This window comes from Kitasatospora sp. NPDC056273 (assembly GCF_042268845.1).
Lineage (GTDB): Bacteria > Actinomycetota > Actinomycetes > Streptomycetales > Streptomycetaceae > Kitasatospora.
This window is the reverse complement of record NZ_JBHJSJ010000073.1, coordinates 1-11,770: the sequence shown is the minus strand read 5'-3', so window position 1 is coordinate 11,770 and position 11,770 is coordinate 1. Positions and strand designations below refer to the sequence as shown.

The window sequence follows — 11,770 nt, the reverse complement described above, 5'->3', positions numbered from 1 at the left end:
ACACTGTCATCTGTGCCGGCAGCAGTGCTCGTTGCGGTTGACGAGGGTGTGCCCCTCGGTGCTGCTGCGGCCTTCTGATCAGGGGTCCACCGTCACGGTGATGGTCTCGGGGTTGGCACTGTTGTCCTGGTACACCGAGTCACCGCTGTAGACGGCGGTGATGGTGTGGGTGCCCGCGGTGCGGAAGGCGGTGACCGTCCCGCCGGCGGCGCAGGTGCCGAGGGAGAGGGTCAGGCGTCCCGTGCCGAGGGTCGTCCCGGTGGTGGTGTCGGTGAACGTGACGGTTCCGGTGGGCCTGGTCGTGGAGCCCGCGCCGGGGCAGACGATGTCGCTGAGCACGACCGGCGAGCCGGTCCGGGTGCGCTGGGGCAGCGCGGTCAGGGTCGTGGTGATCGGCTTGCCCACGGTGTAGCTGATGACCACCTGGCCGTTGTGGTTCGCCGTCCCGATCGTCGAGGCCGCATAGGACGTTCCGGTGCCCGACGGGGCCGCGAAGCTGCTTCCCCCACCGCCACCGCCGCCGCTCGCCTCCGTGCCGGTTCTGTTGACGGCACCGCTGCCGCCGCCCCCGCCGGCGAAGTACCCGCCGCCACCGCCCCCGCCCGCACCGGTGGCAGTGGCGGCACAGCCGCCGTCGATCGCTCCGCCGGCGCCGCCGGTGCCGATCGTGGTACCGGCGAACCCGCCTCCCGGCCCACCCGGTGTGGCGATACAGGACGGGACGGTGCCGGCGGCCCCGCCCGCACCACCCGTGGTCGTGCTGGTGCTGCCGCCGCCCCCGCCGTGCCCCGCCGCGGCCCCGGGGCCGGTGGCGCTTCCCGTGGTGCCGCCGGTGGCATCGGGCGTCGTCCCGCCGTTGCCGCCGTTGCCGCCCGTCAGGCCGCTCCCGGTGCCCCCGGCGGCTCCGCCGCCCCCGGCGACCACCAGGAAGGAGCCCACGCTGACGCTGGAAGCCCCACCCCCGCCCGGCCCTTCCGCCCCGAACCCGGTGGCCGAGATGCCCCCGCCCGGAGCGCCGCCGTTGAACCCGCCGGCACCCCCCGTACCCGTGCCGTTGCAGCCCTTGCCGCCCGTGCCGCCGACGTTGACGGTGACCGTCGTCGGGGCGGTGGTCTGCGGGAGAGTGGTGACGACCCGCGCCCCCGTCCCGCCCGTCCCCGTGACGGAACAGGAGGTGCCGGTGTTGTCGGCACCGCCCGCGCCGTCGGCGGTGATCGTGACCACCGCCTGGGCCGGGATGGTGAGGCTCTGCGGGGCGCCGGTGAAACCGAAGGTGACCACCGGGTCGGCCCCTCGGGTCCGCACCGGGGCGGTGGCCGGCGCGGCCCCCGTGGCCGCGGCGGTCGCGGGGCTCAGCCCGGCACCGGCCAGCGCCACGCACACCCCTGCCACGACCCCGGCCTGCCACCACCGCGCACGGGCCTGGGCGCCTGCCTCTCCCTCGGCGACGGGATGTCCTGGGGCACGGTGTCTGATCACTGCTGTCTCCCGATGTGACGGCTTGAGGTGAGACTTCGGGGTGCTGGATCACGCGCCCCGTGCAGCGGTGGTGTCCCTGCTCCGGAGCGTGATCAACAGGGACAGCGTGACGACCGGACGGCCCTTGTGCCCCGATTGCTCCGACAGCGGCATGCCACACACCATCACACTGGGCGGTATACGAACTCACTGCGCTGGTCACCGCGCTCCGCCAGGCCGCCCTGTCCTGAAAAACGGTCTCGGCGCGGCCCGACGGCGCCACCACGGTCTCCTGAGCCAGGGCCCGACGGCGCTGCGCCCTGCCACTCCCGCCGCCACGGAGGGACGGCGCCGACCCCGTTCTCCGGTCACGGTCGGGCTTACGGCCACTCTCGCACGCCTGCCCGGACCGGCTCCCGGACACACCCCGCTCGGCCTGGCCGGGGCGACCGCCGTCTCGGCCGCCGCCGCGCTCGGCGGGCACCTGGCCTACCGGCAGGCCGCCGGCCCCGACCGGGCCGCCGCCGTGCCTCGCCTGGCGCCCGCGGACTGGGTCTCCCTCGGCGCGGTGGAGGACTTCCCGGAGGGGAAGCCCGTGCGGGCGACGGCCGGCGAACTGGCCGTGGTCGTGGTCCGCGAGGGCGACCGCTGCCACGTGCTGGCCGAGCGCTGCGCCCACCTGTCCGGGCCGCTCTCCGAGGGCTCCCTCGTGGAGGGCTGTCTGCGCTGCCCCTGGCACGGCAGCACGTTCCGGCTCCGGGACGGCGAAGTGGTGCACGGCCCGGCCACCGCACCCCAGCCGGCCATGGTGACCCGAGTACTTTCCGGGCATCTGGAGATCCGGCTCCCCGCAGCCGGCTGACCATCCTTCCCGGTCGGAGCGCGCGAGGTCGCGGGCGGGCTCGATTCAGCCCGTGCCGTCCGGGAGGGGTGAGCGAAGCGAGCTGCGTCCGGCCCGCCAGTGGTCGAGCAAGTGGTTCGCGAAGCGCCCGCCGACCACCCCGGCCGCGGCCACGCCGAACGCCACGTCCCTGGCGAACTCGGGCTCGGCCGCGACCAGTTCCTCGATGACCCCGCGGCGCACGAGCTGCTCGTGGACGGCGTCCGCCTCGACGTGCTCGCGGTAGAAGAGGGTGCCGTCCGGGCCGCCGCCGAGCCGTTCCAACGCCGCCGCCAAGCGGGCGGAGCCGGGCGAGGAAGTGATCTCGACGGTCGCGAAGTGCCCGACGGCCGCCCCGCGCATCGCCCGGTGCAGGCCGAAGAGCGTCATCAGGTTGACCACGGCCAGGGTCGGCGCCGGCACGAAGTCCAGGTAGTGCCCGTAGCCGGGGTCGAGGCCGAAGGCGGCCATCATCCGCTCGAAGAGCCGGGCGTGGGCCCGCTCCGGCCGTCCGGCGCCGTACTCGTCGTAGAGGATCGCCGTCAGCACCGCCTGTGCGGGCCCATGGATCCTCGGCAGCATCCACAGCTGCGGGTCCGCCTCCTTGAGGTGGTAGACCGATCGGTGCACCAGGTACTCGCGGGCGTGCCGGCGCTCACCCTCGGCGAGCAGGAAGTGCGACGGGCCGGTGCCGTCGGGCGGCTCGGTGAGCAGTGCTTCGAACGCGTCCCGCAAGGGCGGCGCGGGCTCCGCCTCCGCACGTACCGCGGCCAGGAACGAGCGCTCCAACCCCTGGCGGAATCTCAGGAGTTCGGGATCCCACTCCCAGTCGTCCAGGACCCCGGGCAGCCCGCGGTCGTGGAGCTCGTAACAGAGGTGCAGGGCCAGCTGGTGGTCCTCGCCCCACGGCTCGTCGAACGGGCCGGGCGGTGTGGGCAGACGGCCCGCTCCGGGCGGTCCGGAGGTGAGCAGGGCCGTCAACGCCGCCGACAGCGGACCGCGCGACGCGGGCAGCGCGTTCACCCTTCCTCCTGGCGGCCGTCGGCGCAGGCACAGAGCACCGCGAAGGCGATGGTCAGGGTCAGCGCCCAGCAGCCCGTGAAGACCCACAGGAACGGCGCCTCGGACGTCCCCAGGCCTGCCCCGAGCAGGCCCAGCGACAGCAGGGCGAGCGCCGGCACGGTCCGCGGCCGCACGCCGCGCAGCACGTCCCAGGCCCGGCCGCGCAGGCGGAACCCGACGACGCGAAGCCTCAGCTCCAGGACGTGGTCCCGGCGCAGCCCCCGCTCGATCCCGCGCAGCTCCACCCGCTCACGCCGATCCATCCGTCCGCCTCCTCGCGCCGCCGTCCCCGTGGTCCGCCGCTGCGGCTACCCGGGTTCCGCGTTCGCTAACGCCCCGGCCCCGCCCGAAGCCGGACGGCCAGCAGACAGGCTCAAGGGCGGGCGGCCTGAAGCCGCACGCCGGAACCGCGGCTCGCCTGGTCGGCCTCAGCCCGATTCCGCCGGCTCCGCGCTGTCGGCCCAGCCGTCGGCGTCCAGGTCGTCCAACTGCTCGCGCAGCAGGGCGAGGGTGGCACTGAGCAGCCGGGAGACGTGCATCTGGGAGACGCCGATCCGCTCGGCTATCCGGGACTGGGTGCAGCCGTCCCAGAAGCGCAGCTTGAGGACGGTCTGCTCGCGTTCGGGCAGGCGGGCCAGCAGCGGGCGGACGGCGGTGCGGAAGTCGGCGAGTTCGATGCCGGGGTCGCAGCCGCCGAGCCGGTCGAGCAGGGCGCTGCCGGTCTCGTCGGTGTCCTGGTCGCGCAGCGCGTCCAGGGAGTTGGAGTGGCAGGCCCGGCCCGCCAGGAGCCCCTCGGTGGCCTGCTCGACGGTGAGGTGCAGGTCCTCGGCGATCTCCTCGGGCTGCGGCTGCCGGCCGAGTTCCTGCTCCAGGCGGTCGGAGCCGCGGACGACGGCGAGGTAGAGCTCCTGCGTACCGCGTGGGACGCGCACCGGCCAGGAGGTGTCGCGGAAGAACCGCTTGATCTCGCCGGTGATGGTGGGGATCGCGTAGGTGACGAACTCGACGCCGCGCTGCGGGTCGTAGCCGTCGACGGCCTTGATCAGGCCGATCGTGCCGACCTGGAGGATGTCCTCCATGTCCTCGGCCCGGTGCCGGTAGCGGGCGGCGATGAAGCGCACCAGCGGCATGTTGAGCTCGATGATCGTGCCGCGGACATAGCTGTAGGCGCGGCTCTCGCGGGCCAGCCCGGCCAGCCGCCCGAACAGCGCGTCGCTCAGCTCCCGCGCCTCGGACTTCCCCATGCGGCGGAGTTCGGCCGCCGTGGGCCGTCGCGGCAGATCGGGCGGCAGACCCGCAGGGACGGCTTCGCGATCGGTGGTTTCCACACGGATAGACACTGGATCTCCAGGGCATCGGCATCACGCCCGGCGACACGTGTGGGGCTCACACCCCATGCGTCGCGGACTCCTTTCCCAGAACCTGTGCCCGGCTTCTTCAAGCGCGGTCCCGGTGGCACCGTCCACGGTGCTGCGGCAGCCGGACGGATCACGGCCGCTCTCTGGGACTTCTACCCCGGAATCGGTTCCCGACTCAGGATCCGAGCTCTCTCTTGCCGAGCCGACCTCGGACGGCCACCCAGCGTCCCGGGCCCGGTCCTCAGGCCGAGCACTCTCGGTGGTTCGGCGGACCCGGCGGGAACCCGATCTCCAGCCAGACCACCTTGCCCCCGCCCTCGGGCGCGCAGCCCCAGGACCCCGCAAGTCGCTCCACCACACGGAGACCGTGTCCGCCCGGTCGGCCCGGGTCGGCGTACGGGCGCAGCTCGGGCGGCACCGGGCTGGTGTCCGTGACCTCCGCCCGCAGACGGCGCCCGTCCCACCTCAGCCGCAGTTCGCCCGGCCCACCGGAGGTGTGCAGACAGGCATTGGCGACCAGTTCGGCGACCATCAGCAGGAGGTCCTCGGCGACCCCCAGCCTCTCCTCGTCCGCGGTCGGCAGCCAGGACCAGGACCGCAAGGCCTCCCGGGTGTGCTCAAGGCCCGCCTGCACGGCGCCCTCCCGACCGGAGAACACGAACCGCTTGGTCTCCCCCGCGCCCGGAGCCCCCGGGTTCACCGGGACTCCGGCCGGGCCTGCCGTTCCGATCGGCCCTGTCGGCGGCACTTGCCGGAAGCGGTCCATGCCTGGCCTCCTCTCCTCGGCCCGGTCCGGCCGTGCCCAGCGCCTGCCCGAGCGGGTCGCGGCTACACGTCCACGGGACGGAACACGCGCCGCTGATCACCGCCCGGCCCCGCGAACGACTCCTGACCTGGAGGGGGTCGGACCGGCGGCTGATCGAGCCGGCCGCCAGGCAGGTCAACTGCCCCTCCGTCAGCTGGTCGTGTGGATCGGCACCGGTCGGGACCGACCGCACCACGGCCGGGGGTTCGGGTGCCGCCCGGGGTCAGTGCGGCCCGCCCGGGGTCAGGAGGTCCCGCATCCGCTCGGCGGCTGAGCGCTCGGGGGACGGCAGGCGGTCCGCCGGGCGTGCGGTGGGCGGCTGGTGGCGGGGCCGGCCGGTGGAGGACTCCTTGGTCTCCCGCGCCCTGATCGCGAGGTCGCGCAGCGCGGCATCGACTCCCCGGAGGAAGTGTTCGAGGTCACCGGGGTTGCGTGAAGTCACCAGCCGCCAGTTGCCGGCGTCGTCCGTGACCAGCGGTTCGTCGGCCCGGGTGGGGGGCTGCGATGTCGACGTGGACGCCGTTCTCGCGCAGGTGCCGTACGGGGACGCGCAGTTCGTCCTGTTCGACGCCGTAGTTCGTCACGATTGCCAGGGCCCTGCCGTGCTGGGTCACTTCTCCTCCTGGTCCGCGGGATGCCTCGGGTGCGCGAACGCGCGCCCAGGGCTCGGCGGGTACCCGCCGCACCCTGGGCCACGCCTGATCAGCCGTTTCCGATCCGACGTCACCGCGGGGCGTGGACCGGCCGCCGGGCGGGTGTCCCGGCGGCCGGTGGCGCGGACGATCGGAAGCGGGTTCAGCCAGGGCTGATCCGGCCCCGCCAGCCGCCCTCCTCCCGGCCGCGTTCCTCGATGAACGTCTTGAACCGCGTCAGGTCCCCCTTCACCCGGCGGTCGACCACACCCGTGACATCGGCGGCCCGCTCCGCCACGCCCTCGGGCCGGAAGTCGATGGCCATGGCGACCCGGGTGTGGTCCTGGTCGAGCTGCCTGAAGGTCACCACGCCCTTCTGGTCGACGTCGCCGCCGGTGGTCCGCCAGGCGATCCGCTCGTCGGGCTGCTGGTCGACGATCTCGGTGTCGAACTCACGGGTGACGCCGCCGATGCTGGTCCGCCAGTGGTTGTGGCGGTCGTCCAGCTGGGTCACCGAGTCGACCCCCTCCATGAAGCGCGGGAACTCCTCGAACAGCGTCCACTGGTTGTAGGCGGTGTGCAGGGGGACGTCCACGTCCACGGACTCCTTCACCATGCTCATCCGGTCCTCCTCCCACGGTACGGCCAGGGATTTCCCGGCCGACCGTGCGCCTGCCCGTCCGCTGCCGGCTCAACCGTCCCGCCCGGATGGTCATCCTCCGTCGGGGCGCGGGGCGGGAAGCGGGCGGTGCCGCAGGGCGTCCTCGGCGGTGGGGTGGACGGGGAACAGCGCGGCGGTCCCGGTGAGCTCCAGCACCCGCAGCGTCCGCCCGGAGGGGGCGACCAGCACCACGGGGATGCCGATGTCCAGCGCGCGCCGACGGGCGACGAGGAGCAGGTTGAGACCGGTGCAGGTGAACAGCTCCACACCCGCCAGGTCGACCGCGAGCAGGGCGGGACGCCGGACGAGCGCGGCATCGAGTGCCCGGGCGGCGACGGGCTCGCCGTCCAGGACCATGTCCCCGGTGAAGAAGCACACGAGGGCGTCACCGACCCGGACGGTCTCCGCCTTCAGGCAGGGCGGCACGGCCCACTCCTCGGGCCGGGAGCCGCACCGCACGGCCGCGCCGGCCCCGCCGTCGACAGCGGCCCGCCCGGGCCGGGCGGACGCGATGCGTTCGAGGTCCTGCCACAGGTCGAGGGCCCGCTCGTGAAGCCCCGACGCGGTGCTGCTGCCCTCTTCGAGGGCCGTCAGGTAGGCGTCGACGCCGGTGACGGCGTGGCGCACCTGCCGGCACAGCGGCTCCCCGCAGGTGCGGGGGTCCCGACCGCCCTCACGGGGCGGCCCCAGGCAGTCGACCAGCCGGGACCTCAGCCGTTCCAGCCCGTGCCTGCTCATCGGGTCCATTGGAACCATCTCCAGAAGCAGAGCCGCCGGGGAATCCGCGGCGAAGCACTGCGGAGTGCGGCCCTTCCACTGTTCGCCCGTCCGGCAGACATGTCAACCATTGCACGAATCTTCTGTCGTGTATCAGCAGTCGTGAAACAGGAGTCCTATCGTGGAGGAATGGACAACGGTACGACGACCGAACGGCAATGGACCTTCCTGACCAACCACGCCCGCGTACTGGTCCAGATCGCCCGCGACCCCGGCATCCGCGTGCGCGACATCGCCGCCCGCTGCCTGCTCACCGAACGCGCCGTCCAACGCATCATCGTCGACCTCGAACAGGCCGGATACCTCAGCCACGAACGCCACGGCCGCACCAACCACTACAGCGTCGTCACGAGCAAGCAGCTGCGTCACCCCGCCGACGCCGGCCCCACCATCGCCGAACTCCTCGCCACCCTCCTGCGCTGATGCCCAACGACGGCACGGAGAGCCGACGGCAACGCCGAGGCGGCCGGACGGCCACGGACAGGGCGTGAGCTTCTTGAGAGCGGGGCGGCGCAGCGGGCACAGATGCACAGGAGCCGGTTCTGACGGCCGGGGTGGTTGCGGTGGTTCCCGGCCTCGTCAGGCCGGCGCGTTGTCCGTCGGCGCGGTTGGGTGACTGTCCGGATCGGGGGCGGGCAGTGGCCAGTCTGGGTGGGCGAGGTGCCGGCGCAGGGCGTCGAGGCGGGCGAGGTGGTGGTCGAGGGCGGCGTTGACGGTGCTCGTGGTGGCGGCCACTCGTGCTTCGAGGCCGTGGATCCGGTCCAGGAGGTCCTGCCAGCGCCTTTCTGCGGTGGCGACAGGGTCAGGCGCGGCGTCGGTCACTGTCATCGCGGATCTGGGTGGTGTGGTGGGTGAGGGCGTCGAGGCGGGTGGCGAGGTCGTCGTGGCCGGCGCCGAGGTGGGGGCGGACGGCGGCGAGGGGCTCTATCAGGTCGGCGGGGTCGGTGGCGCCGAGGGCGGCGGTCAGGGCGGCCTGGGCAGGACGGGCGCCGGGAGCGAGTGCGGCCGTGGTGATCCGCGCGGCGAGGACCCGCAGCTCGGCGGCGTGGTCGCGGGCCCAGACGGTGACCGATCGGTCGGCGGCCCGCCGGTCGCGGACGGCCTTGACCCGTTCCGCGCCGGTACCGGACCGCGAAGCGTCGGCGGTGGAGGGCTTGAGGCGCAGGTAGCGGTTCTCGGCGGCCTGGCGGCTGGCCACGCCCATCGGGTGGGCGAGGTCGGCCCAGGTGGCGCCGGCCTCCCGGGCGCTCTCCACCAGGCCGGCCTCCCAGCCGGCGAGTTGGCCACGCAGCTCGCGCAGCAGGACGAGTGCGGCCAGGGCCTGCTCGGGGCCACCGTGCTCGTCAGGGGTGGTCGGGGGCCGGGACGCGGGGTTCTGGGCGGTGCGGACGGCGTCGTCGATGGCGGCCAGCGCCGCCGCGGCCGCCAGGAACGAGACGGGCTCGACCGGTGGGGAGGCGTCGGGGACGGCGCTGCGGGACTTCTCGCTCATGCCGTCACTCTATAGGCGACGCGGCAACTTGTCATCGGATGGATGACGCGCTAGAAAGGAGTCAGGTGAAGCGCACTGGCACCCATTCGACCCATGGAGGTGTTTCGCAATGCTGCTGCGCACTGACCCGTTCCGCGAGCTGGACCGGCTGACCCAGCAGTTCCTCAACACGACCGGCACCTGGTCGCGTCCCACGCCGATGCCGCTGGACGCCTACCGGGCCGGCGACGAGTACGTGATCTGCTTCGACCTGCCGGGGGTCGACCCGGAGGCGATCGACATCGACGTCGAGCGGAACATGGTGACCGTCAAGGCCGAGCGCCGCCCGCGCCAGGAAGGCGAGGGCATCAAGTGGGAGCTGTCCGAGCGCCCGCTCGGTGTGTTCTCCCGCCAGGTCATGCTCTCCGACACCCTCGACCCCGCCGGGATCACCGCCGACTACGACGCCGGCGTGCTGACCCTGAAGATCCCGGTCGCCGAGAAGGCCAAGCCCCGCAAGATCGAGATCAGCCACAGCGGAAGCCGCAAGCAGATCCGGGCCTGACCCGATCCCCGATGCCGTTCCGGCCGCCCCCCGATCTCTCCCCCTCGATCGAGAGGGGCGGCCGGAACACCCCCCGACCGTCAGGCCGGCCTACCCGGACCGGCCTACCCGCAGCGACGCGGAAACGCCATGAACGGCCAGAGCAGCAACCAGCCCTTCATCGTGCGAGCCCACGGCGAGATCGACCTCGACGCCGCACCCTCGCTGCACCGTGCCCTGGCCACCGCGCTCGAGTCGCACCGGGAGGTGGTGCTGGATCTGTCGGAGGTGACGTTCATGGACTGCGCGAGCCTGGGCGCCCTGGTCCGGGCCCAGGGCCAGGCCGACCGGTGCGATGCCCGCCTGGTCCTGCGCGGGGCCGGCCGCCGCGTGATGCGGCTGCTCAAACTGACCGGTCTGCACCGGCGCCTGGCCGTCGAGCCTTGAGGCCACCCGGGCCTCGGTACGGAGGAAGAACCGCGATGACGCTTCGATGGGAGACGTTCCTGGAAGAGGTCCGGGAGCGCGGTGAGTACGACAGCCCGCAGGAGGCCGAGCGGACCGCCCGGGTGGTCCTGGCGCTGCTCGGCGCCCACCTGGTAGGCGGGGTGCGGGCCGAACTGGCCGCCCGACTGCCCGAGACCATGGCCCTGATCCTGCTCAACCCGCTGCAGGCCGCCGAGCCACTCAACGCCGAGCGTTTCGTGCGCGCGACCGCGGCCTGGATCGAGGGCGCCACTGAAGCCACGGCCCTGTGGGACGTCGGCGCCGTCCTGTCCACGGTGGCCGACGCCGCCGGCGACGACCTCATGGACCAGGTCCTGCTCCAGCTGCCGCCCGGCTACGACCTGCTGTTCGGCCGCCCGGCCGCAAGGACACGCCCCTGACCCTGACCACCCCTCACACGCCGCCGGCCCGCCCGGCGGCCGGCCCCAGGAAGGCCCCACGGTCATGACCCGCTACCGCCACCTCCTCCAGCAGGTCCGCAACCTCGGCCGCTACCCCACCGACGAGGAAGCCGAACGCGCCCTCGACGCCGTCCTGACCCTCCTCGGCTCCCAGCTCACCGGCGACGAACGCTGCGACCTCGCCGCAGCCCTGCCCGAACGGGCCCGCGCCGTCCTCGCCGCCCAGATCCCCCTCCCCTCGCCCGTCACCGCCCCCGCCTTCGTCGAAAGCCTCGCCCACACCCTCGGCACCAGCCTCACCGCCGCCCGCTGGGACGCCTCCTCCATCCTGGCCGCCCTCACCACCCTCACCGACGACAACCTCACCGACCGCCTCCTCACCCACCTACCCCGCGGCTACGCCCTGCTGTTCGGCCGCGCCGACCTGGCCGCCGTCGCCTGAAACAGCGGGCCCGACCTGACGGCGCCGGCTGCACGTGCATCCTCACGCCTGTGCGCACAGGGTAGTAGGACGGGCGGAACTCGCTACTTCACTGAACGCGACCTCACCAGACCCGAAACACCGGACACCGGGGAACGTCGCCGCGGAACCGTCAGGCCCGCGCAGGGCCAGGCATCCACCGTGCAGGCGGCGGACGGACGGCGGACCGACTCGGATCAGGTGCCCTTCGTCGGTTCAGGCCCGGAGTTCCCGGGCACCCGCGAGGTATCCCACCGGCAACGACTCACGAAGGAGAGCCCGCCATGACGAAGTCCGGCGACAAGGGCACCCAGCCGAACGAGACAACGCGGGACCGCTCCGCCGAGGAGCGTTCGATCACCTCCCCCACCCCGGCCGACGTCCGGGCGAAAGCGGACGGGATCGTCGGGGCCCGCGAGCGCTCCGCCGAGGAGCGCGGGATCACGGCTCCCACCCCGGCCGACGTCCGGCGCAAGGCCGACTCGGACGACGACGAACCGGAGCCGCCGGCGGCGGACACCGTGGCGCCCTAGGGAGAATCGTGGCCGCCCGGCAAGCCCGCGCCGCTCCTCCCCGGACCGGAGCGCGCCGGGCGGGGACGGCATCTCAGGAGGCCGACTGCGGCGCACACGGCCGCTTCGACGACGAAGCCCGTGATCACGGCGCCCAACTGCGGGGCTCCCCCTAGCAGCCGTCGGCGGGGCGGCGTTGGTCGCCCCGCCGCCGGCACGCTGGCGTACGGCGCGGGGGCCGC

The 11,770-nt window shown here is 73.6% G+C and carries 17 protein-coding genes; 7 read left to right on the top strand and 10 right to left on the bottom strand.

Features of this window, described 5'->3' with window-relative positions; translation table 11 throughout:
• Nucleotides 1-78 precede the first annotated feature (78 nt).
• Nucleotides 79-1,392 carry an Ig-like domain repeat protein gene (locus ACFCY1_RS37360; RefSeq protein WP_375877422.1) on the bottom strand — a complete coding sequence of 438 codons (1,314 nt, stop codon included), beginning with the start codon at nt 1,390-1,392 and terminating at the stop codon, nt 79-81.
• A 592-nt stretch (nt 1,393-1,984) separates the two neighbouring features.
• On the opposite strand from ACFCY1_RS37360, the gene ACFCY1_RS37355 reads away from it, so the two are divergent.
• Nucleotides 1,985-2,320: a Rieske (2Fe-2S) protein gene (locus ACFCY1_RS37355; protein WP_375877421.1), complete on the top strand. Its 336-nt coding sequence runs from the start codon at nt 1,985-1,987 to the stop codon at nt 2,318-2,320.
• A 45-nt stretch (nt 2,321-2,365) separates the two neighbouring features.
• Here the strand turns inward: ACFCY1_RS37355 and ACFCY1_RS37350 are convergent, their stop codons facing one another.
• The 7 genes from ACFCY1_RS37350 to ACFCY1_RS37320 all read right to left on the bottom strand — a co-directional run bounded on the left by ACFCY1_RS37350 (nt 2,366) and on the right by ACFCY1_RS37320 (nt 7,594).
• The gene (locus tag ACFCY1_RS37350; protein ID WP_049649671.1) at nt 2,366-3,361 is read right to left on the bottom strand and encodes an iron-containing redox enzyme family protein; all 996 of its coding nucleotides are present in this window, start codon (nt 3,359-3,361) and stop codon (nt 2,366-2,368) included.
• Nucleotides 3,358-3,663, bottom strand: coding sequence for a hypothetical protein (locus ACFCY1_RS37345; RefSeq protein WP_375877420.1), 306 nt, complete (start codon nt 3,661-3,663; stop codon nt 3,358-3,360). The genes ACFCY1_RS37350 and ACFCY1_RS37345 overlap by 4 nt, the downstream gene beginning before the upstream one ends.
• 165 nt (nt 3,664-3,828) lie before the next feature.
• On the bottom strand, nt 3,829-4,644 hold the full coding sequence (locus tag ACFCY1_RS37340) for a SigB/SigF/SigG family RNA polymerase sigma factor (protein WP_375877419.1): 816 nt from the start codon (nt 4,642-4,644) through the stop codon (nt 3,829-3,831).
• Nucleotides 4,645-4,999: 355 nt separating this feature from the next.
• Nucleotides 5,000-5,392 (bottom strand): ATP-binding protein, encoded by a 393-nt coding sequence (locus ACFCY1_RS37335; RefSeq protein WP_375877418.1) that lies wholly within the window; start codon nt 5,390-5,392, stop codon nt 5,000-5,002.
• A gap of 394 nt (nt 5,393-5,786) precedes the next feature.
• The gene (locus ACFCY1_RS37330; protein ID WP_049649667.1) at nt 5,787-6,005 is read right to left on the bottom strand and encodes a hypothetical protein; all 219 of its coding nucleotides are present in this window, start codon (nt 6,003-6,005) and stop codon (nt 5,787-5,789) included.
• A gap of 353 nt (nt 6,006-6,358) precedes the next feature.
• On the bottom strand, nt 6,359-6,817 hold the full coding sequence (locus tag ACFCY1_RS37325; RefSeq protein ID WP_049649659.1) for an SRPBCC family protein: 459 nt from the start codon (nt 6,815-6,817) through the stop codon (nt 6,359-6,361).
• Nucleotides 6,818-6,907: 90 nt separating this feature from the next.
• On the bottom strand, nt 6,908-7,594 hold the full coding sequence (locus ACFCY1_RS37320; RefSeq protein ID WP_375877417.1) for an STAS domain-containing protein: 687 nt from the start codon (nt 7,592-7,594) through the stop codon (nt 6,908-6,910).
• 168 nt (nt 7,595-7,762) lie between these two features.
• On the opposite strand from ACFCY1_RS37320, the gene ACFCY1_RS37315 reads away from it, so the two are divergent.
• A complete protein-coding gene (locus ACFCY1_RS37315; RefSeq protein ID WP_375877416.1) occupies nt 7,763-8,056 on the top strand; it encodes a helix-turn-helix transcriptional regulator in 294 nt (97 codons plus the stop codon).
• Nucleotides 8,057-8,212: 156 nt separating this feature from the next.
• Here ACFCY1_RS37315 and ACFCY1_RS37310 read toward each other — a convergent pair whose 3' ends face one another.
• Together ACFCY1_RS37310 and ACFCY1_RS37305 are read right to left on the bottom strand one after the other, a co-directional pair.
• Complete coding sequence (locus ACFCY1_RS37310) at nt 8,213-8,461, bottom strand: hypothetical protein (RefSeq protein WP_159028340.1); 249 nt, start codon at nt 8,459-8,461, stop codon at nt 8,213-8,215.
• A complete protein-coding gene (locus ACFCY1_RS37305) occupies nt 8,436-9,125 on the bottom strand; it encodes a hypothetical protein (protein ID WP_375877415.1) in 690 nt (229 codons plus the stop codon). The genes ACFCY1_RS37310 and ACFCY1_RS37305 overlap by 26 nt, the downstream gene beginning before the upstream one ends.
• 109 nt (nt 9,126-9,234) lie before the next feature.
• On the opposite strand from ACFCY1_RS37305, the gene ACFCY1_RS37300 reads away from it, so the two are divergent.
• From ACFCY1_RS37300 to ACFCY1_RS37280, 5 genes are all read left to right on the top strand, one after another.
• Nucleotides 9,235-9,669, top strand: coding sequence for an Hsp20/alpha crystallin family protein (locus ACFCY1_RS37300; protein ID WP_375877414.1), 435 nt, complete (start codon nt 9,235-9,237; stop codon nt 9,667-9,669).
• 129 nt (nt 9,670-9,798) lie between these two features.
• The gene (locus ACFCY1_RS37295) at nt 9,799-10,095 is read left to right on the top strand and encodes an STAS domain-containing protein (protein WP_375877413.1); all 297 of its coding nucleotides are present in this window, start codon (nt 9,799-9,801) and stop codon (nt 10,093-10,095) included.
• A 35-nt stretch (nt 10,096-10,130) separates the two neighbouring features.
• A complete protein-coding gene (locus ACFCY1_RS37290; protein WP_375877412.1) occupies nt 10,131-10,535 on the top strand; it encodes a DUF2267 domain-containing protein in 405 nt (134 codons plus the stop codon).
• A 64-nt stretch (nt 10,536-10,599) separates the two neighbouring features.
• A complete protein-coding gene (locus ACFCY1_RS37285) occupies nt 10,600-10,998 on the top strand; it encodes a DUF2267 domain-containing protein (RefSeq protein WP_049649653.1) in 399 nt (132 codons plus the stop codon).
• Nucleotides 10,999-11,300: 302 nt separating this feature from the next.
• Complete coding sequence (locus tag ACFCY1_RS37280; RefSeq protein WP_049649652.1) at nt 11,301-11,549, top strand: hypothetical protein; 249 nt, start codon at nt 11,301-11,303, stop codon at nt 11,547-11,549.
• Nucleotides 11,550-11,770 lie beyond the last annotated feature (221 nt).